The following is a 20,423-nucleotide window of genomic DNA, read 5'->3' as shown; positions in this document are numbered from 1 at the left end:
TATTTTATTAAGAAATATGCTTGAAAAGCAGAAAACTATTGCAACGCAAATTTCCTTGAAAGGAATTGGATTATATACTGAAAAAAACGTTACTATTACTTTAAAGCCAGCACCTGTACATACGGGATTTCTTTTTGTAAGGACAGATATAAAAGGAAACCCTTGTATGAAAGCACATATTTCATTGATTAATGAAACAAATAGAGGAATTATTCTTCTAGAAAAAAATAGGTTAAAAATTTGTACAAGTGAACATGTGTTGGCGGCTTTTGCAGGAATGGATTTAGACAACGTGATTGTAGAATTAGATAACATAGAATTTCCTATAATGGATGGTTCTTCTAAATATTTTGTGGAGGCAATTGAAAAAGTAGGAATTGTAGAACAAAATGCAGAAAGAGAATATTTTTCAGTAAAAAAAATAATATCATATTCTGATACAAAAACAGGAGTAGAAATTTTAGCTTTGCCAGCTCAAAGATTTGAAATTGCAATTATGGTTGATTTTGATTCAAAATTTATTTGTACACAAAATGCTGTTCTTAAACATTTAGATCAATTTAAGCAACAAATAGCAAAATCAAGGACTTTTTGTTCTCTTTCTTTTTATGAAGAAAAAAAAAGAGAAATTAACAATCATGAAAATGAAGTGGCTAAGCATTATCTTTTAGATATTATGGGATATTTGACTTTAATAGGAGTCAAATTAAAAGGAAAAATAATTGCTTACAATCCGTGTCATCATGCAAATGTCCAATTTGCAAAAAAATTAGTGAAAAGCATTCAAATTCAAACATTTTTCAAAAAAAATATTCCTGAATTTGATTTAACAAAAGAACCTATTTTTGATATTAAAAGGATTATGAAGATTTTGCCACATAAACCTCCATTTTTGCTAGTAGATAAAATTATAGAATTAACAGAAAATAGAGTTATAGGAATAAAAAATGTTACTATGAATGAACCTTTTTTTATAGGACATTTTCCCAAAGAACCAATTATGCCTGGAGTATTACAAATAGAAGCTATCGCACAAGTAGGTGGTATTTTAGTATTAAATAAAATGAAAAATCCAGAATTGTATTCTACATATTTTTTAAAAATAGATAAAGTAAAATTTAAAAAAAAAGTAATTCCTGGAGATTTATTAATATTTCAAGTAGATTTACTAGAACCTATAAAAAGAGGAATAGTTCATATGAAAGGGAAAGGTTATGTTAATAGAAAATTAGTTATGGAAGCAGAAGTAATGGCAAAAATAGTAAAAATGAATGAATCTAAAACAGATGAATATTAGAAAAATAAAAATTTAGATGACATATCTAATTCTAATGTCATAACATATACAAAGTTACTGATTTTTTCCATGTTTTTCCCCGAAAAAGGAAATGCTGAAGTTAATGTTAGTTCATAACTGTCAAAAAAACAAATAAAAAATTTTTAGAAAAAATATAAAGAATTAATTATGAGTATTTTAATAGATGAAAACATTCAAGTGATTGTTCAGGGATTAACGGGAAAAGAAGGGTTATTTCATACTGAACAAATGATGAATTACGGAACTTCTATAGTGGGAGGAGTGACACCAGGAAAAGGTGGAGAAGTTTATTTAGGAATTCCTATTTTTAATACTATGTATGAAGCCGTTCATAATACAGGAGGAAATATTAGTGTTATTTTTGTTCCTTCTTTATTTGCTTCAGATGCCATTTTAGAAGCAATTAGTATAAACATTGAAATGATTGTATGTATAACTGAAGGAATTCCTGTTTCAGATATGGTTTTAGTAAAACATTTTTTAAAAGGGAAAAAATCACGATTAATTGGACCTAATTGTCCTGGAATTATCTCTTCACAAAAAGCAAAAGTAGGAATCATGCCTAATTTAGTTTTTAATAAAAAAGGAACAATAGGAATTGTTTCTAGATCTGGAACACTTACTTATGAAGCAGCAGATCAAATAGTAAAAAAAGGATATGGAATTTCTACGGCCATTGGAATAGGGGGGGATAGTATTATTGGAATGAATATGAAAGAAATTGTAAATCTTTTTTTGAAAGATGATGAGACAGAATGTATTGTTATGATTGGAGAAATAGGAGGACAATTAGAAATTGAAGCGGCGAAATGGATAAAAAAATCAAAAAAGAAAAAACCAATAATAGGTTTTATTGCAGGTCAAACTGCACCTAAAGGCCGTACTATGGGACATGCTGGAGCTATTATAGGAAGGGAAAAAGAAACAGCACAAGTAAAAATGAATATTATGGAAGAATGCGGAATTCACATAGTCAAATCTCCTGCAGAAATAGGAATAAAGGTAGATGAAGTTCTTCATTTAGAAAAATAAAAAAAATGGAAAAATTTTTAATAACTGGATTAGGGAATCCAGGGTCATTGTACAAAAATACAAGACATAATTTTGGATTTTTAATTTTAGATCAAATTGCAAAAAAGTATTTTTTTTCTTTTTCAGAAAAAAAATTAGGTTTTGTTTCAATTTTAAATTTTAAAAAAAAAAATTTTCTTTTTAAAACCTTCAACTTATGTAAACCTTTCTGGAATTTCTGTTAAACACTGGATGAATAAAGAGAATATTTCTTTAGAAAATATTCTCATCATATCTGATGATATTTATCTTCATTTTGGTCGTTTTCTTTTAAGAGGAAAAGGAGGAAATGGAGGACATAACGGATTAAAAAATATTGAGGAAAAATTAGGAACATCTCATTATGCCCGTCTTCGTTTCGGTATTGGTCATGATTTTCTTTTTTCATATCAAAAAAAAATGAACAAAGTAAATTATGTCTTAGGAAATTGGAATGAAAAAGAATATCAAAATTTATTAAAAAGATTATCAATAGGAATTGATATAATATTTTCATTTATTTTAAATGGGTTACAAAAAACTATGAACTTATTTAACAAAATAAATTAATTTTCAAAAAAAAATTAGACCTTGTAGTTTAATTGGATAGAATATAGGACTCCGATTCCTATGGCATGGGTTCAAATCCCTTCAAGGTCATTTAAAAATAATTATTAAATTTTTATTTCTTTATGATTCATTATATTCGTAATTTTTGTATCATTGCACATATAGATCATGGAAAAAGTACTTTAGCAGATCGTTTATTAGAATTTACAAAAACTGTTTCCTACAACACAAAAAGAAATCAACATCAGTTACTTGATAATATGGATTTAGAAAGAGAACGTGGAATTACTATTAAGAGTCATGCAGTTCAAATGGAATACAAATACAAAAATAAAATATATGTATTAAATTTAATTGATACTCCAGGACATGTTGATTTTTCTTATGAAGTATCTCGTTCTATTTCTGCATGTGAAGGAGCTTTATTGGTTGTGGATTGTACGAAGAGTGTGCAAGCACAAACTGTATCTAATCTTTATTTAGCATTAAAAAAAAATCTTGTAGTCATTCCTATTTTAAATAAAATAGATTTGTCTGATTCAAGATCAGAATGTGTAATAGAAGAAATGGTAGAATTAATGGGATGTACTCCTAAAGATATTATTTCTGTAAGTGCAAAGAATGGATTGGGGATTGAAAAAGTTTTAGATCAAATTGTGACAAAAATTCCTCCTCCAAATGGAGATCCAGAATCTCCTCTTCAAGCATTGATTTTTGATTCTTTATATAATCCATTTACAGGAGTAGAGGCATATTTTAGAATAAAAAATGGATGTATGAAAAAAGGACAAAAATTGAAATTTATGTCTACAAAAAAAATTTATTATGCTTATGAAATAGGAATTTTAAAATTAAAACATATTTCTAAAAATAAAATTGAAACAGGAGATGTCGGATATGTTGTTTCTGGAATAAAAAATACTTTTGAAGTAAAAGTGGGAGATACTATTACTGATGCAAAAAATCCAGCTTTAAAAACAATAAGTGGATTCGAAGAAGCTAAACCTATGGTTTTTTCTAGTATTTATCCAGTGAATTCTGATCAATATGAAGAATTACGTTCTTCTATGGAAAAATTACAGTTGAATGATTCTGCTTTTACTTTTAGAACAGAATCTTCTCCTGCTTTAGGATTCGGATTTCATTGTGGTTTTTTAGGATTTCTTCATATGGAAGTAGTTAGAGATCGTCTTGAACGTGAATATGGAATTTCTGTGATTGTTACTATTCCTAATGTTTCTTATAGAGTTTTTATGAAAAAAACATTGACTAAAAAAGTCATAGAAGTGAGTAATCCTTCATTTTTTCCAGAAACAGAAAAAATACATAAAATAGAAGAACCTTATGTTTTTGTTTCTATTTTGACAAAAGAAAAATATATAGGGAATGTGATATCTTTATGTATTGAAAAACGTGGAAAAATGATTGAAAATCAACATTATTTAACCTCTGGAAGAGTTAAAATTATGTTTGAAATGCCTTTAGCTGAAATAATATTCGATTTTTATGATAAATTAAAAACAATATCTAGTGGATATGCTTCTTTTGATTATAATTTTTTAGGTTATAGAAACTCTGATTTAAAAAAATTAACTGTATTAATTAATTATCAAAAAGTAGAACCATTATCCCTTTTAGTCCATCAAGACAATGCTTTTTTTATGGCAAGAAAAATATGTAAAAAATTATCTATTTTAATTCCGAAACATCAATTTAGTATCCCTATTCAAGTTTCTATTTCTGGAAAAATTGTTGCAAGAGAAACAATTAAAGCTTTAAGAAAAAATGTCATAGAAAAATGTTATGGAGGAGATATTTCTAGAAAACGGAAACTTTTGGAGAAACAAAAAAAAGGAAAGAAAAAAATGCGTCAAATAGGGAAAGTTGAAATCCCTTCATCTACTTTTATGACTTTTTTAAAAGTTAAAAATTAATTTCATAAAAAAAAAGTTAAATATGTCAATAATTAAAATAGGAATCAATGGTATTGGTAGGATAGGAAAATTGGTTTTAATGTCTGCTTTAAAGAGAAACAACATTGAAATTGTTTCTGTAAATGATTTAGTCAATACTGAGTATTTAGCATATATATTAAAATATGATTCTGTCCATGGTTTTTTTAAAGGAGATATTTCCATAGAAAATGACAATTATATAATTTTGAATGGAAAAAGAATTAAAGTAAGTAATGAAAAAGATCCTAATAATTTAGAATGGGGAAATTTAAATGTCAATTATGTGGTGGAATCTACCGGTCTTTTCTTAACAAAGGACTTAGCAGAAAGTCATTTACAATCAGGAGCTAAAAAAGTTGTATTATCTGCTCCTCCAAAAGATGATATTCCAATGTATGTAATGGGAGTCAATCATAAAATGATGAAATCTCATGAAAGAATTATATCCAATGCTTCCTGTACTACGAATTGTTTGGCTCCAATAGTTAAAGTATTAAATGATAATTTTGGAGTGTCAAAAGGATTGATGACGACGATACATGCTGCCACTGCTACTCAAAAAATAGTAGATTCTGTTTCTAGTAGAGATTGGAGATCTGGAAGATCTTCATTAACTAATATTATTCCTTCATCTACAGGAGCTGCAAAAGCAGTTGGAAAAATTATTCCAAGTTTAGATGGAAAGTTGACAGGAATGGCTTTTAGAGTTCCAATTTCTAATGTTTCTGTATTAGATTTAACTGTTTGTTTAAAAAATCGTACTAATTATAATCAGGTTAAATATTATATGAAAAATGCATCTGAAACTACATTAAAAGGAATTCTAGGATACACAGAAGAAGCTGTTGTTTCTACGGATTTTATAGGAGATCAAAGAATTTCTATTTTTGATGCAAATTCTAGTATTATGTTAAGTCCTACTTTTATAAAAATAGTTTCATGGTATGATAATGAAGTTGCTTATTCTACTAAATTATTGGATCTCATTGATTATATGCATCATTTATTATGATGATGAAGATCATTATGGAATATAATTTAAAAAAATCAATTTTTTTTTGTATTTATCTGTATCTGTTTGAAAAATAAAATTTTTAATCCCATTACTGATCATTAAATAGGGAGCTTTTATTTTTTTGTTATAATAAGAAATTTGGTTAAAGGTTCTTTGTGTGAGTGAAACATTTGGAGCTTTACATTCTATGAGAATATAGGGTTTTTTTTCTAAATGAACTAAAAGGTCTAATCGTTTATTTAATTTATTTATTTGAAAAGGAACTTCTACCCATATGTTTGAGTTTTTGTAATTTTTTACTTTTTTTAATAAAAAAATTATATATTGTCTGATGACTTCTTCTTTAGTAAAAGAATAAAATTTTTTTCTAATTTCACAATATATATAAGTTTTGTTTTTTATTTTTTTTAAATGCAAATAATTAAGAAAAAAATGAAAAAAGGACATAAAATATGATAATTAATAATTTTTATAAAAAAATAGTAGATTGCGTCATTATAGGATCTGGTCCAGCAGGGTATTCTGCAGCTATATATGCTGCACGTGCAGATTTAAATCCTATTATTTTTTCTGGATTCCAACCTGGAGGTCAATTGACATCTACAACAAATGTAGACAATTATCCTGGATTTCCTTTAGGAGTTAGTGGAAAAGTCCTTATGGAAAATTGTAAAAAACAAGCAGAACGTTTCAACGCTGTAATTATACATAAAAGTGTAAGTGAAGTTCATTTTTCTCATCAAAAAGGGGAAATACATCGTATTGATTTGGAAAGCAAAGAAAGTATCGAAAGTAAAGGAATTATTATAGCTACAGGTTCTCGTCCTAAGTTTTTAGGAATAGAAAAAGAAAAAAAATTGACAGGATTAGGAATTTCTTTTTGCGCTACTTGTGATGGTTTTTTTCATAAAGGAAAAAATGTTGCTGTTGTAGGAGGAGGAGATACAGCTTTAGAAGAAGCTAATTATTTATCAAATATTTGTAAAAATGTATATTTATTAGTTAGAAAAAATTATTTTAGAGCTTCTAAAGCATTACAAAATAGTATTTTAAATAAGAAAAACATAAACATATTATTTGGACATAGAATTATAGAAATTATTGGAAATCATTTTTTGGAAGGAATTAAAATAATTAATAATAATAATCAAACAAGTAAGATTGTTTTGAGTGGATTATTTATAGCTATAGGTCATTCTCCTAATACAGACATTTTTAAAAAGAAACTTGACTTAGATAAAAAAGGATATATTCTTGTAGAAAAAGGAAGTACTCGTACTAATAAACCGGGAGTATTTGCTGCAGGAGATGTGCAAGATCCTATTTATCGTCAAGCGATTACTTCTGCTGGAAGCGGTTGTATGGCGGCTTTAGATTTAGAAAAGTATCTAAATTTAGAATTTAAAAAATAATTAATACTAATTTTTCATGAAAGAAAAAAAAAACGGTCATTTTTTTCATTTTTTGATTTCTCACGCTAAAACTTATGGATTTGTTTTTCCTTCTAGTGAAATTTATGGAGGATTAAATGCAGTTTACGATTATGGTCAATATGGAGTAGAATTAAAAAACAATATTAAAGAATATTGGTGGAAATCTATGACTCAAATACATGAAAATATAGTAGGATTGGATTCCTCTGTTCTTATGCATTCTAATGTTTGGAAAGCATCTGGACATATTGACAAATTTAATGAATTTTTAATTGATAACAAAGATTCTAAAAAAAGATATAATCCAGAAAAATTAATTAAAGAATATGTAACCTTTATGCAAAAAAAGTGTTCTAAAAAAATGTCTCATAGTAAAAAAAACGAAATATTATCTCGTTTAGATCAATCTTTTAAAAAAAATGATTTTTCAGACATTCGTGTTTTAATTGACGAATTAAATATATATGATCCCATATGTGGTTCTAAAAATTGGACAAACATTCGTCCTTTTAATATGATGTTTAAAGTCAAAGAAGAAAAAGGAGATTTATTTCTTCGTCCAGAAACTGCTCAAGGAATATTTTCTAATTTTTTAAATATTAAAAAATCTAATAGAATGAAAATTCCATTTGGAATAGCTCAAATAGGAAAATCATTTCGAAATGAAATGATTGCAAGACAGTTTATTTTTCGTATGCGTGAGTTTGAACAAATGGAGATGCAATTTTTTATTCTTCCTAAAGAAGAAATGAAATGGTATGAATATTGGAAAAAAATTCGTTTAAAATGGCATTTAGAATTAAATTTAGGAAATGAAAAATATAAATTACGTGATCATGAAAATAAACTCGCTCATTATGCAAGTATTGGTTCGGATATAGAATTTCATTTTCCTTTTGGATTTAGAGAAATGGAAGGAATTCATTCCCGTAGAGATTTTGATCTAAAAAATCATGAAATTTTTTCAAAGAAAAAATTAAGAATTTTTTGTGAAAAAAATAAATTAGAAAGTTATATTCCTTATGTTATAGAAACTTCTTTAGGATTAGATCGTCTTTTTTTAGCCATATTTTCTTCTTCTCTTAAAAAAGAAAAATTAAAAAATGGAAATCAACGTATTGTATTAAAAATCCCACCTTATTTATCTCCTATAAAAGCTGCTATATTTCCATTGGTTCAAAAAGATGGATTACCAGAAATTGCAAAAAAAATTTTTAATGATTTAAAAATAGATTATAGATTGATTTATGATCAAAAAAAATCTATTGGAAAACTTTATCGTAGACAAGATGCTATTGGAACTCCTCTTTGTTTTACTATAGATCATGATACTTTAAAAAGTAACACAGTCACAATGAGATATAGAGATACTATGTTACAAAAAAGAGTTCATATAAATAATATTTCTAAAATGATAGAAAATGAAACTGGACTTAAAAATATTTTGATAAAATTATCTAAACAATCAATCAATCAATAAAATTATTGAGATAATTCTCTTATTTTTGCTCCTAGTTCTTTTTTCAGAAATTCTTCTATTTTTTTCATTATTTTATTGATAATGATATCAGTTAATGTCTTTTTTTTGCTTTCAAAGAAAAAACTTATGGTATAAGATTTTTTTGATTTTGGTAAGTTTCTTCCTTCATATAAATCGTATATTTCAATTTTTTTAATAAAACCTTTTTCTTTCTTTTTCATTAATTGATAAACTTTTTCAAAAGAAATAGTTTTATCTATTAAAAATGATAAATCTCGTTTTGAAGTAGGATATTTAGAGTATGGAACATATAGAACTTTTTTTTCTTGAATAAAAGATATTAAATATTCCCAATCAATTTCTGCATAGAATATTTCTTTTTTTTGAAGAAAAAATTCTTCTTTTATTTTTCCTAAAAAAACAAGATTTTTATTTTTATATTGAATTGATATACTTTTTTCTAAAAGAGGATGTGAAAATAATATTTGTGAATAGTTGTTAATTCCACAAATTTGAAAAATTTGTTCAATAATTCCTTTTAAATAAAAGAAAGAAGAAGAATTTATTGGATCTATCATTCTTTTCTTTTCTGTTTCTGACATAGAAAGACTTAAGAAGGTTTTTTCTAAAAATTTATTATTTTCTTGAAAATATATTTTTCCAATTTCAAAAAATCTTATTTTTATATTTCCTCTGTTATGATTATACTTTATACAATTTATCATTCCAAATAATAAACTAGAACGCATTGAATTATAAAATTTATTTGTAGGATTAATGATATTAATTTCTTTTCTATTAAAAAAAGAATTTAATAAACAAGAATATTCATTTTTTTTGTTCATAGAATAATTTATAACTTCTTGAAATCCATGACAAACCAATTGTTTAGAAATGATTTTCTGTATTTCTTCTTTTGTTTTATGAAAAAAGTTAGGAAATGGAGATATTCTTATATTATTATTGTTAGATATTTTTATATTATTTATTCCATAAATACGTAATATTTCTTCTATTAAATCAATTTCTCTTTGTACATCAATTCTATAAGGTGGAACAAGAACTAATAAAAATTTTTCATTTTCAGAAACAATAATGACTTCAAGTAAGAATAAAATTTTTTTAATTTTCTCTTTTGAAATAGATTTTCCTATAGTTTCTCTAATTTTTTTATAACGAAGTTGAATTTTAAAAGGAAATATAGGTTGAGAACAAATATCAATTATATCGGAACCAATCTTTCCTTTTGTAATTTTTTTTATAAGAATAGCAGTTCTTTGTAACGCATATACAATTTGATGAGGATCTACTCCTCTTTCAAATCTAAATTTTGCATCTGTTTTTATAAAATGTCTTTTTCCAATAGAACGGATAGTCATAGGATCAAAATAAGCGCTTCCCAAAAAAATATTTTTAGTTTTGGAATTAATATTTGAATTTTTACTATTTATAATCCCAGCTATTGATAAAGGTTTTTTCGTATCATGGATAATTAAATCTTTTTCGTTTAATTTTCTCTTTCTATTATCAACAGATTCGAAAATTGTGTGATTTTTTGCATTTCTTATTATAATTTTTTTCCCCTCTATTTGATCCATATCAAAAATATGGATAGGTTGTCCTAATTCATGCATTACAAAATTCGTAACATCAATTATATTATTAATAGGGTTGATCCCAATTGATTTTAATCTAAAACTTAACCAATTTGGAGATGGATTTATTTTGATTTTAGAAATCACAATTCCAGAATATCTAATACATTTTTTCTTTTCTTCAATAAAAATTTGAAAACAATATTTGTTATTGGATATATCTTTTTGATAACTATTATTTATTATTGGTTTTAATAAATGTACCTTTTTGTATCCACGAAATGTTAAAACAGCGTATAAATCTCTAGCTATCCCATAATGACTCATAGCATCAGCACGATTAGGAGTTATTTCTATATCTAAGATATTATCTTCATCTTCTATATGATTTTCTTTTTCTATGAAGATCTTTTTTATCCTTTTTACTGGAAACCCAATATCAGTAAGAATACTAGATATTTTTTCTATACTAAGATCAATAGAAATATATTTTTTTATCCAATTATATGAGATTCTCATATTATTACAGACATAATCAATATTAAAATTGATTCTTTTCTTTTATTTTGATTATTAATTGGTCTCAAAATACCTACTTTATTTGAAGTATACAATTCAAAACTAACAAAATCTTCATTAAAAGAAGATAATATTTCAATTAGAAATTTTGAATTAAATCCTATTTTTATTTCTTTTTTTTGTAAACTATTATCAATAAATTCATATTGAATTGTTAAAAAGCTATAAATATTTTCATCGTATTCTTCATAAATTTTTAATTTTTTATCAAAATAAAAACGAATAAAACTTGTTTTTTTTTTATTTAAATTCGATAAAAGAGATATTCTTTTTATAGAATTTAGGAATAAAACACGATTTATAATAAATAAGACATCATATTTATGAATAGGAATAACCGAATTATAATTTGGATATTTTTTGTTGCTTAATAAGCATGAAAAAGTTTCATTCATAAAATGAAATTTTATGTCAATTTTATTCCTATATTCAATAGTTACTTTACTTTTTTTATTGGGTTTATTTACTAATAAAAATTTTTTAAGGATTTCAATGGATTTTTTTGGAAGAATAAATTCAATCAATTGGTCTAATTGAATATGATTTATTGTATATTTTACTAATTTGTAAGTATCTGTAGCTACAAAAGTAGATCTCTCTGAAGAAAATTGAAAAAAAACTCCATTTATAACACTTGGTAATTCTTCTTTATTTTCAATAATAAAAGAAGTTTTTTTTAAAATATTAAAAAAAACATTAGAAAATATAGTTATTTTTTTAGTTTCTTTTTCAATTTCTTTTAAATTTTTAAAAAAATCATTAAGAATATGATTCTTATCCCAAAGAAGAATAGGAATATCGTAGTTTCCTTGTTTTGAACAAATATTTAGTATTTTTTTTTCCTTTATGAATTTGATGAGAATAATTTCATCTAAAAATGTAGATAAAATATCTATTATCAATTGGGAATGGACAGAGACTTTTTCTTTTGAATATTTTTTTACATATACTTGTATTTCTGTCTTAATTATATTTTCTGAATCGGAATCGGAGAACATAATAATTAATTTTTCTCCAAAAATTTCAAAAATAAAATGTTCTGAATTTTTATTAGATTTAATAATTCTATGTAAAAGGCGTAATTTTTGTAAAAGAGAAATGTTAGAAACAGAAAAATACATGTTTTACATGTTTTATTTTTTTTTTAAATAAATAGCGTGAGGGGGAATTGAACCCCCGACCTCTGGGTTATGAATCCAACGCTCTAACCAACTGAGCTATCACGCCTTCTCTTTTTTTATAAAAAAAATATGCTTCTTAAAAAGAATTTTAAGACTAAAGGTAGTATATTTTTGTTTGATAAATCATTTTATGATATAAAATTATGATTTTTGATTTAAGTCATTATAGAAAAAATTATAAAAAAAATTCACTAATGGAATATGATATTCCTTTGGATCCCTTAATATTATTTCATTCTTGGTTTCAAGAGGAAAAAAATATTCATCAAATAAATGAAGAACCTAATGCTATGTCTATTTCAACCATAGGAGAAGATGGAGTTCCAGAAACGAGAATTGTTTTATTAAAAATGTATTCTAAAGAAGGTTTTATTTTTTATACAAACTATTTAAGTTTCAAAGGAACAGCCATAAAAAAAAAACCAAAAGCTTGTATTTCTTTTTATTGGCCAAATACAGAAAGACAAGTAATTATTAAGGGAAATGTTATTAAACTTTCAAGAAATAGATCAGACGAATACTTTTATAAAAGACCTAAAGAAAATCAAATAGGATGTTGGGCATCAAAACAAAGTACAATCATTTCATCCAAAGAATATTTATTAAATCAATATAAAAAATGGAGTAATTTTTTTGAAAAAAACAAGATCAAACGACCTTTTTATTGGGGGGGGTACATTGTAAAACCATATCGAATGGAATTTTGGAAAGGACAACCAAACAGACTTCATGATAGATTGGTTTACAATTTATATGAAGAAAATAAGTGGAAATTCCATAGATTATCCCCATAAAAGTTTTTATAAGGAAAAAATTACACTATCCCTTATTCCTTTTCTTACATGATAGGACTACAATTTAGTTAATTCTGCTCCTATTTTGAACTTAGCGACCTTTTTTCCTGGAATATGAATTTTTTTTCCTGTTCTCGGATTAATTCCATTTCTGGGATTTCTTTCCACAACAGAAAAGGTTCCAAATCCTACTAATGTAACTTTATCTCCTTTTTTTAGAGATTCAATTATTGTATCAATAAATGCATCTGTTACATTTTTAGCTTTTATTTTGGTGATTCCGGTTTTTTCAGCTATTGAATTTACTAATTCTATTTTATTCATGGATGATTAGATTTTTTTTATTATGTACTCTCTTTGTAAGAAACAAATATAAAATATTTATAATGGATAAAAATATGTTAACAAAAAAAATACTGTTTCAGTAAACAAAAAGATTTTTTCTGATTTTCATTCCGTTGATGATATTTTTTATATTCATTTTTTTTTTCCCTTCTATTTGTCCTTCAATAATAGATATAAAACCTCCTTTTACGGAAATTTTCATTTTGAATAATGAAATAATTACTAGTCCAATTGGAAAAGAATGTTTTTTTCGTATTTGTTCAACAACAAAAATTTTGAATCTAACAAATTTTTTTTGATTAAAAAATAATAGAGTCCATGCAGTTGGATAAGGACTAAGTCCTCTAATTTTATTGTAAATGACTTCTATAGAAGTTTTTTCCCAACAGATTCTACAATCTTTAGTAGATATTTTTGGAGCATATTTTAATGGAAAAGAATTAGTAATTTTTTCTTGTGAAATAGGTTTTATTTTTTTTTGAATAATTCCTTCTAATGTTTCTATGACTATAGATCCACTCATTTTTTTTAATTTATTTTCTAGTTCTCCTGCTGTTTCTTTTTTTTCTATTTCTATTTCTTTTTGTAAGAGAATATTTCCAGAATCTATTTGATTAGATAGAAAAAAAGTAGTTAATCCAGTTTTTTTTTCTCCATTTATAATGGTCCAATTTATGGGAGAAACTCCTCTGTATTGAGGAAGAAGAGATGCATGCAAATTGAAAGTTCCTATTTTTGAATTTTTCCATATTTTTTTAGGTAGGATTTTGAATGAAACAACTATTTGTATATCTGCATTCCAAATTCTCAAATTTTTTAAAAAAAAAGAATCAAGAAGATTTTTTGGTTGTAAAAAAGGAATATGATTTTCTAATGCATACTTTTTTATAGGATTTATTTTATTAGTAAATGGGTCTTTTCCTCTTCTTTTTAAGGAATCATCAGGATTTGTAATTATTCCTACAATATTATATTGATTCATAAATAATTCCTTTAAAGAAAAAAGAGAAAAATGTGTTCCTCCTATAAACACAATTCTAGGAAATTTTTTCATATGGATAAAGAATAATAAATAGATCCGAATTCTAATAATCTCAAATTATTTGTAATTTAAATTCACTAATTTTATCTTGTAATTTTATGAAAAAGTTCATTATTTTTCAAATAAAATTCAGTAAAACAAATCAATATCAATAATATATAATATGTATTGGACTTTAGAATTAGCTTCTCATTTAGAAGATGCTCCTTGGCCTGCAACAAAAGAAGAATTAATTGATTTTGCTATCCGTACTGGTGCTCCATTAGAAGTCGTGGAAAATCTTCAGCAGTTAGAGAATGGAGAAGGAGAAGTTTTTGAATCTATAGAAGATATATGGGCAGATTATCCACGTGATGATGAAGATTTTTATTGGAATAGAGATGAATATGAACTTTAATTTCAAATTCAAAAATAAAAAAAAATATGTTTTATAACATTTTATACTAATGAATTTTTTTAGAAATCTTTTAAAGAAGTTCTTAGGAAATAAGAATGAAAAAGATCTTAAAGAGGTTAGAAAAATTTTGATTCATATCAAAGAAGAAGAGAAAAAAATCTCATTATTATCAGATGATGAATTAAGAAATAAAACTAAAGAATTTAAGAATCTCATAAAAATATCTACAAAAAAATTTTATGAAGAAGAAAAATTAATACTAAATAAAATAAAAGAAAAATCTTGTACTCTAAGTACTCTAGAGGAAAATTACTCTCATTTAGAAAAATTACAAGAAGAATGTTATAAAGAAGAACAAAAAATATTAACAAATATTTTAGCAAAAGCTTTTTCTGTGATGAAAGAAACAGCAAAAAGGTTTAAAGAAAAAAAAGAACTTATAGTCAAATCCACATTATTTGATGAAGAAATTTCAAAAATAAAGCCTTATGTTTTTTTGCACAAAGACATGGCTATTTGGAGAAATGAATGGGATGCTCATGGAAAATCCATCATTTGGGATATGGTTTATTATGACGTTCAATTAATGGGAGGTGTCGTTCTTCATCAAGGAAAAATAGCTGAAATGGCGACAGGAGAAGGAAAAACTTTTGTTGCGACTTTATCAGCTTATTTAAATGCTCTTTCTGGAAGAGGAGTCCATATTGTGACAGTAAACAATTATTTATCTAAAAGAGATATGAGTTGGATGTCTCCTTTAATGGAATTTCATGGATTAAAAGTGGATTGTATTGATAATTATCTATCTTCTAATCTCTATTTACGTAAAAAAGCTTATCAAGCTGATATAACTTATGGAACGAATAATGAGTTCGGGTTTGATTATTTGCGTGATAATATGGCAAGTTCTAAAGAAGAACTGGTTCAAAGAGAGTTAAATTATGCTATAATAGATGAGATTGATTCTGTGTTAATAGATGAAGCCCGTACTCCTTTAATCATTTCAGGTTCTGTTCAACCTGATAAAGATAATAAAGATGAATTTAAATTTTTAAAAGATAAAGTAGAAGATCTTGTTAATCAACAAAATAAAATAGTTAGTAATTTTTTTTATGAAGCTAAGAGCTTAATAAAATCTGGAGACAAAAAAATAGGAGGATTTAAACTTTTTCAAGCATATCGTGGGTTACCAAAGAAAAAATCTTTAATTAAATTTTTAAGTGAAGATAATATTCGTTTAATTTTACAAAAGATAGAAAGTCAGTATTTATTACAGGATAATGGGAGGGCCATGTATAGAGTAGATAAAGATCTTTATTTTGTAATAGATGAAAAAAATAATACTGTAGAATTGACAGATAAAGGGATTGAGTTTTTATCTAAAAATGTAGAAGATATAGGTTTTTTTGTCCTTCCTGATATAAATGTGGAAATAACAGAATTAGAAAAGAAAAATTTTTCTAAAGAAGAAGAAATTAGAGAAAAAGAAAAAAAATTAAAAAATTTTTCTGTAAAATCACAACGTATACATATTATTAATCAGCTTCTTAAAGCTTATACTCTTTTTGAGAGAGATGTCGATTATGTAGTCTTAGGAGGAAGAGTTAAAATAGTGGACCAGCAAACTGGTCGTATTATGGAAGGAAGACGTTATTCTGATGGACTTCATCAAGCTATCGAAGCGAAAGAACATGTAAAAATAGAATCCTCTAGTCAAACTCTTGCTACAATCACTTTGCAGAATTATTTTAGAATGTACAAAAAAATATCTGGAATGACAGGAACAGCAGAAACGGAATCTGGAGAATTTTGGCATATATACAAATTGGATGTAGTAGTGATTCCTACTCATAAACCTACAAAAAGAAAAGATTTACAAGATTTTGTTTTTAAAACACAACGTGAAAAATATAATGCTATTTTAGAAAAAATTATTCATTTTTCTAAAAATGAAAAACGTCCAGTTCTTGTTGGAACTACTTCTGTTGAAGTCTCTGAATTTCTAAGTAGAGCTTTGAAATTTAGAAAAATTTCACATAATGTTTTAAATGCTAAATTACACGACAAAGAAGCAGAAATCATAGCAAAAGCAGGTCTTCCTGGTGCTGTAACTATAGCAACAAATATGGCTGGTCGTGGAACGGATATAAAACTTTCTAAAGAAGTAGTAAAATATGGGGGATTAGCTGTTTTAGGAACTGAAAGACATGATTCTAGAAGAGTCGATAATCAATTAAGAGGACGTTCTGGGCGTCAAGGAGATCCAGGAACTTCTCAATTTTATGTATCTCTAGAAGATAATTTAATTCGTTTATTTATAGATTCAGAAAGATTGTCAAAATTAATGGATCGTTTTGGTCATAAGGAAGGAGATATTATTCAACATCCTTTATTAACAAGGTCTATAGAAAGAGCGCAAAAAAAAATAGAGGATAATAATTTTAGTATACGTAAACGTTTACTAGATTATGATGATGTGATTAATAAACAACGAGAGTTTATCTATAAAAAACGTAAAAATGCGTTATGTTGTGAAAATGAATTAAGTTTAGATATATCTAATATGGTCTATCTCTTGTTAGAGATAATGATTTTACTAGGGAAGAAATCTTTCAATAATTTTGAGTTTGAATTTTTTCAAATTTTCGGAATTCATTTTCCTATACAAAAAAGTGAATTCTTTTCGTATAAAGAACGTGATTGTATCAATTTACTTCATGATAAGATCATTTCTTTTTATGAAAAGAAAAAAGAAAAAATGATTTCTAAGAACTTTTTTCCTATTATATCTACTAATATCTCGAATCTTTTTGAAAGAAATTATGAAAATTATCAAATTCAAATCATATTTACAGATGGAATAACTAATATTTGTTTTGGATCAAGTTTGAAAGAAATTTATGAGAGTCAGGGAAGATCTTTATTATCTATGTTTGAAAAAAAGACTATATTGTGTTTTCTAGATGAAAAATGGAAAGAACATTTACGAGAAATGGATAGTTTACGATCTTCAGTTCAAAATGCTGTTTTTGAACAAAAAGATCCTTTAATAGTTTATAAGCAGAATGCTTTTAATTTATTTCAAGAAAAAGTTTATGAAATAAACAAAAAAGTTATTTCTTTTTTACTTAAATCTACTCTTATGAGAAGTGATGTTTTATATAATATTTCCAATAAAAACAAGATGATGATTGATCCTATAATGAAAGGAGAAAAAAAGTTAGGAAGAAATAATCGAATTAATATTCGTCATCTAGTTACTGGAGAAACTAAAAACATAAAATTTAAACAAGTAGAATTTTTTTTGGAAAAGGGGGAATGGGTAATTGAAGATGATTCTTTTTATTATTCGTAGAATACGATTATTGCATTAATTAAAAATAAAACGTATATTTTTTTTTATTATTTTATTGTTTTATTCTTTGTATTTTGGAATCAGTTTATGGTCAATAAGAAAAAGTTATGATCATGTCAATGACATTCCATATAATACATTTGGAGTTGTTTTAGGTACTTCTAAATATTTGCATGGAGGAGGAATAAACGCTTATTTTAAATATAGAATGGATGCGGCTTATTTTCTTTTTTTTCATAAAAAAATTCGTTATATAATTGTTAGTGGAGATAATAGAGAGAGGAATTATAATGAACCAAAAATGATGAAAAAAGAATTAATGAAAAAAGGAATTCCTTCATCTTTTATATATGAAGATTTTTCAGGAATTAGTACTTTACATTCTGTGATAAGAGTTCACAAAATTTTTAATCAAAAAAAATTTACTATCATCTCTCAAAAATTTCATAATGAGAGAGCTATTTTTATAGGAAATTGTTTAGGATTAGATGTTATAGGGTTTAATGCAAAAAGTCTATCTTTTGATTCCAAAATACAGTTCAGAGAAATTCTTGCTAGAATTAAAGCTATTTATGATATTTTTTTTACTTATTTTAGTAAATATAAAATGGAAAATTAAGATAAATATCTTTTCAATATTTTTGCGTTATTGGATTTTTGAGTCTTTATTTCTAATAAAGAAGGAATATCGGATTTGTTCCAAAAAATATATAAACTTTTTTTCAAAGAAAATTTATCTGAAACTCTTTCATATTTCCAATTATGCATTTCACAAATTTTTTCTGCAGTAAAAGAATGTTTTGTTTCAAAAAAATTAAAACTTTTCTTAGGAATTTTATTTGAAAAAAATCTAAATATATTTCCTCCTTCATTGTTGATAAGTATAATTCTAAAATTATTTGGAATATAATTGTTCCATAAAGCATTACTATCATAAAAAAAACTTATATCTCCTATAATTAGTGTCACAATTTTTTTACTGCTAACAGCAGAACCTATAGCTGTAGAAACACATCCATCTATTCCAGAAGTTCCACGATTACAATAAGATTTAACAGAATATTTTTTTTTATAGAAAAGTTGATAATATCGTATAATGGTGCTGTTTCCTAATTGTAAAATAGAATGATTAGGAATAGATTTAAATATAAAAAATAAAACTTGAATATCTGAAAAACTTTTTTCTTTTTTTAAAAAAGAATTTTGTTTTTTTATTCTAAATTTCCTTAATTTTTCCCATAGATATCTATAATTTGATAATTGTGAATGAGAATTATTCACATTATTATTTTTGTTAGTACAAAAAAATTTTTTTAGAAAAGTTTCTGGTTTAATAGCCCAATAGGTCGTTAATTTGTAATAGGTATCTGGGTAATTATTTTGATGATCTCCTATATGCCAATGATACATTGGTGGATATTTTCTTAAATAAAATTTTATTTTTTTTGATATAATATTGATTCCAATAGTCAACAAAAGATTAGGCTTCAGTTGAAGCCATTCTTTAGATTTCATGCTAAGAATAAGCGGATCTATAGGAAAAGAAAATTTTCCATATATATGAGATGTTGTTTCTGTGAAAATGACTATAGAAGGATCTATACTTAAATTTTTTAAAATCCTTTCCATGTTTCTTTCTGGAAAAAACAATCCTAGTAAAATCATTTTTTTTTTAGATTTTTTCCATATATATTTTTCTTTTTTATATTTATTTTTTTCAATATAATTATTCTCAACGGAGATAGTTTTTATAATTTTAGGTTTTACTTGTAAATAGTTTGTTGTTTCATAAAGAGGTTCTGAAAAAGGAATATTAATATGTATAGGTTTTTTTTTTAAAATACATCTATTAATAGATTCATTCATCAATCTATCATTATACCATAATCCTGATTTAGATTCATCTTCTGTTAGTTGAATAGATGTTTCTACGTGTTTTTGAAAAATATTTTCCTGATGAATAGACTGTCCTTCAAAAACATCTATAATTTCTTTAGGACGATCTGCAGTGAGAAAAATAAGAGGAATATTTTGGTAAAAAGCTTCTGTAACTGCAGGATAATAGTTCACTACTGCGGATCCAGAGGTACAACTAAGGACTACAGGTTTTTTTATTTGTTGTGAAATTCCTAAAGCAAAAAATCCTGCACAACGTTCATCTACAACACTATAAGTTTTAAAAGACATATGTTGTGTAAAATGAATGATAAGAGGAGCATTTCTAGATCCTGGAGAAATTATTATATGTATAATAGATTTTGCTATTAGAATTTCTCCTAAACTTTGAACAATTTTTTTATTTGAATATAACATA

At 25.3% G+C, this 20,423-nt stretch carries 16 protein-coding genes, 2 tRNA genes and 1 pseudogene; 12 read left to right on the top strand and 7 right to left on the bottom strand.

Annotation, left to right across the window (positions count from 1 at the left end):
- Window positions 1-16: 16 nt before the first annotated feature.
- The 6 genes and pseudogenes from fabZ (at window position 17) to gap (ending at window position 5,905) form a co-directional block, all read left to right on the top strand.
- A complete protein-coding gene (gene fabZ, locus H0H77_RS02945; protein WP_185851557.1) occupies window positions 17-1,297 on the top strand; it encodes a 3-hydroxyacyl-ACP dehydratase FabZ in 1,281 nt (426 codons plus the stop codon).
- Window positions 1,298-1,465: 168 nt separating this feature from the next.
- Complete coding sequence (gene sucD, locus H0H77_RS02940) at window positions 1,466-2,350, top strand: succinate--CoA ligase subunit alpha (RefSeq protein WP_185851556.1); 885 nt, start codon at window positions 1,466-1,468, stop codon at window positions 2,348-2,350.
- A 5-nt stretch (window positions 2,351-2,355) separates the two neighbouring features.
- Window positions 2,356-2,938, top strand: a pseudogene (gene pth, locus H0H77_RS02935) (aminoacyl-tRNA hydrolase).
- A 17-nt stretch (window positions 2,939-2,955) separates the two neighbouring features.
- Window positions 2,956-3,028, top strand: a tRNA-Arg gene (locus H0H77_RS02930).
- A gap of 35 nt (window positions 3,029-3,063) precedes the next feature.
- Window positions 3,064-4,872: a translation elongation factor 4 gene (gene lepA, locus H0H77_RS02925; protein ID WP_317168010.1), complete on the top strand. Its 1,809-nt coding sequence runs from the start codon at window positions 3,064-3,066 to the stop codon at window positions 4,870-4,872.
- Between the two features lie 22 nt (window positions 4,873-4,894).
- The gene (gene gap, locus H0H77_RS02920; protein WP_185851554.1) at window positions 4,895-5,905 is read left to right on the top strand and encodes a type I glyceraldehyde-3-phosphate dehydrogenase; all 1,011 of its coding nucleotides are present in this window, start codon (window positions 4,895-4,897) and stop codon (window positions 5,903-5,905) included.
- A 12-nt stretch (window positions 5,906-5,917) separates the two neighbouring features.
- Here the strand turns inward: gap and H0H77_RS02915 are convergent, their stop codons facing one another.
- Window positions 5,918-6,355, bottom strand: a complete 438-nt coding sequence (locus tag H0H77_RS02915; protein WP_185851553.1) for a type I restriction enzyme HsdR N-terminal domain-containing protein — start codon at window positions 6,353-6,355, stop codon at window positions 5,918-5,920.
- 5 nt (window positions 6,356-6,360) lie between these two features.
- Here H0H77_RS02915 and trxB point away from each other — a divergent pair, with 5 nt between their 5' ends.
- The gene (gene trxB / locus H0H77_RS02910) at window positions 6,361-7,320 is read left to right on the top strand and encodes a thioredoxin-disulfide reductase (protein WP_185851552.1); all 960 of its coding nucleotides are present in this window, start codon (window positions 6,361-6,363) and stop codon (window positions 7,318-7,320) included.
- A 16-nt stretch (window positions 7,321-7,336) separates the two neighbouring features.
- Window positions 7,337-8,821 (top strand): glycine--tRNA ligase, encoded by a 1,485-nt coding sequence (locus H0H77_RS02905; protein WP_185851551.1) that lies wholly within the window; start codon window positions 7,337-7,339, stop codon window positions 8,819-8,821.
- 2 nt (window positions 8,822-8,823) lie between these two features.
- On the opposite strand, the gene pheT is transcribed toward H0H77_RS02905, so the two are convergent.
- The 3 genes from pheT to H0H77_RS02890 form a co-directional block, all read right to left on the bottom strand.
- On the bottom strand, window positions 8,824-10,935 hold the full coding sequence (gene pheT, locus H0H77_RS02900) for a phenylalanine--tRNA ligase subunit beta (RefSeq protein ID WP_185851550.1): 2,112 nt from the start codon (window positions 10,933-10,935) through the stop codon (window positions 8,824-8,826).
- A complete protein-coding gene (locus tag H0H77_RS02895; RefSeq protein WP_185851549.1) occupies window positions 10,932-12,116 on the bottom strand; it encodes a DNA polymerase III subunit beta in 1,185 nt (394 codons plus the stop codon). The genes pheT and H0H77_RS02895 overlap by 4 nt, the downstream gene beginning before the upstream one ends.
- A 32-nt stretch (window positions 12,117-12,148) precedes the next feature.
- A tRNA-Met gene (locus tag H0H77_RS02890) sits at window positions 12,149-12,222 on the bottom strand.
- A 97-nt stretch (window positions 12,223-12,319) separates the two neighbouring features.
- Between H0H77_RS02890 and pdxH the strand changes: the two genes are divergently transcribed.
- Window positions 12,320-12,970, top strand: a complete 651-nt coding sequence (gene pdxH, locus H0H77_RS02885; protein ID WP_185851548.1) for a pyridoxamine 5'-phosphate oxidase — start codon at window positions 12,320-12,322, stop codon at window positions 12,968-12,970.
- A 57-nt stretch (window positions 12,971-13,027) separates the two neighbouring features.
- Here pdxH and H0H77_RS02880 read toward each other — a convergent pair whose 3' ends face one another.
- Both H0H77_RS02880 and fmt read right to left on the bottom strand, forming a co-directional pair.
- Window positions 13,028-13,294 carry an HU family DNA-binding protein gene (locus H0H77_RS02880; RefSeq protein WP_185851547.1) on the bottom strand — a complete coding sequence of 89 codons (267 nt, stop codon included), beginning with the start codon at window positions 13,292-13,294 and terminating at the stop codon, window positions 13,028-13,030.
- A gap of 97 nt (window positions 13,295-13,391) precedes the next feature.
- Window positions 13,392-14,369 (bottom strand): methionyl-tRNA formyltransferase, encoded by a 978-nt coding sequence (gene fmt / locus H0H77_RS02875; RefSeq protein WP_185851546.1) that lies wholly within the window; start codon window positions 14,367-14,369, stop codon window positions 13,392-13,394.
- 151 nt (window positions 14,370-14,520) lie between these two features.
- On the opposite strand from fmt, the gene H0H77_RS02870 reads away from it, so the two are divergent.
- Genes H0H77_RS02870 through H0H77_RS02860 form a run of 3 tightly spaced genes read left to right on the top strand, consistent with a single transcriptional unit; the run spans window position 14,521 to window position 18,728 of the window.
- Complete coding sequence (locus tag H0H77_RS02870; RefSeq protein ID WP_012821710.1) at window positions 14,521-14,754, top strand: DUF2795 domain-containing protein; 234 nt, start codon at window positions 14,521-14,523, stop codon at window positions 14,752-14,754.
- Window positions 14,755-14,803: 49 nt separating this feature from the next.
- Complete coding sequence (secA, locus tag H0H77_RS02865; RefSeq protein WP_185851545.1) at window positions 14,804-18,109, top strand: preprotein translocase subunit SecA; 3,306 nt, start codon at window positions 14,804-14,806, stop codon at window positions 18,107-18,109.
- 55 nt (window positions 18,110-18,164) lie between these two features.
- Entirely contained in the window at window positions 18,165-18,728 is a 564-nt protein-coding gene (locus tag H0H77_RS02860; protein ID WP_238783791.1) for a SanA/YdcF family protein, read from the top strand.
- Here H0H77_RS02860 and menD read toward each other — a convergent pair.
- Window positions 18,725-20,422: a 2-succinyl-5-enolpyruvyl-6-hydroxy-3-cyclohexene-1-carboxylic-acid synthase gene (menD, locus tag H0H77_RS02855; RefSeq protein ID WP_185851544.1), complete on the bottom strand. Its 1,698-nt coding sequence runs from the start codon at window positions 20,420-20,422 to the stop codon at window positions 18,725-18,727. The genes H0H77_RS02860 and menD overlap by 4 nt on opposite strands.
- Between the last annotated feature and the right edge of the window lies 1 nt (window position 20,423).

Origin of the sequence: Blattabacterium cuenoti (assembly GCF_014251255.1) — a bacterium.
In the GTDB taxonomy this organism is placed as follows: domain Bacteria; phylum Bacteroidota; class Bacteroidia; order Flavobacteriales; family Blattabacteriaceae; genus Blattabacterium; species Blattabacterium cuenoti_W.
This window is presented reverse-complemented; position numbering and strand designations above follow the sequence as displayed.

Coding starts and splice junctions, on each gene's coding strand:
- fabZ (WP_185851557.1), top strand. CDS start 17: ATGCTTGAAAAGCAGAAAACTATTGCAACGCAAATTTCCTTGAAAGGA.
- sucD (WP_185851556.1), top strand. CDS start 1,466: ATGAGTATTTTAATAGATGAAAACATTCAAGTGATTGTTCAGGGATTA.
- gap (WP_185851554.1), top strand. CDS start 4,895: ATGTCAATAATTAAAATAGGAATCAATGGTATTGGTAGGATAGGAAAA.
- H0H77_RS02915 (WP_185851553.1), bottom strand. CDS start 6,355: ATGTCCTTTTTTCATTTTTTTCTTAATTATTTGCATTTAAAAAAAATA.
- trxB (WP_185851552.1), top strand. CDS start 6,361: ATGATAATTAATAATTTTTATAAAAAAATAGTAGATTGCGTCATTATA.
- H0H77_RS02905 (WP_185851551.1), top strand. CDS start 7,337: ATGAAAGAAAAAAAAAACGGTCATTTTTTTCATTTTTTGATTTCTCAC.
- pheT (WP_185851550.1), bottom strand. CDS start 10,935: ATGAGAATCTCATATAATTGGATAAAAAAATATATTTCTATTGATCTT.
- H0H77_RS02895 (WP_185851549.1), bottom strand. CDS start 12,116: ATGTATTTTTCTGTTTCTAACATTTCTCTTTTACAAAAATTACGCCTT.
- pdxH (WP_185851548.1), top strand. CDS start 12,320: ATGATTTTTGATTTAAGTCATTATAGAAAAAATTATAAAAAAAATTCA.
- H0H77_RS02880 (WP_185851547.1), bottom strand. CDS start 13,294: ATGAATAAAATAGAATTAGTAAATTCAATAGCTGAAAAAACCGGAATC.
- fmt (WP_185851546.1), bottom strand. CDS start 14,369: ATGAAAAAATTTCCTAGAATTGTGTTTATAGGAGGAACACATTTTTCT.
- H0H77_RS02870 (WP_012821710.1), top strand. CDS start 14,521: ATGTATTGGACTTTAGAATTAGCTTCTCATTTAGAAGATGCTCCTTGG.
- secA (WP_185851545.1), top strand. CDS start 14,804: ATGAATTTTTTTAGAAATCTTTTAAAGAAGTTCTTAGGAAATAAGAAT.
- menD (WP_185851544.1), bottom strand. CDS start 20,422: ATGTTATATTCAAATAAAAAAATTGTTCAAAGTTTAGGAGAAATTCTA.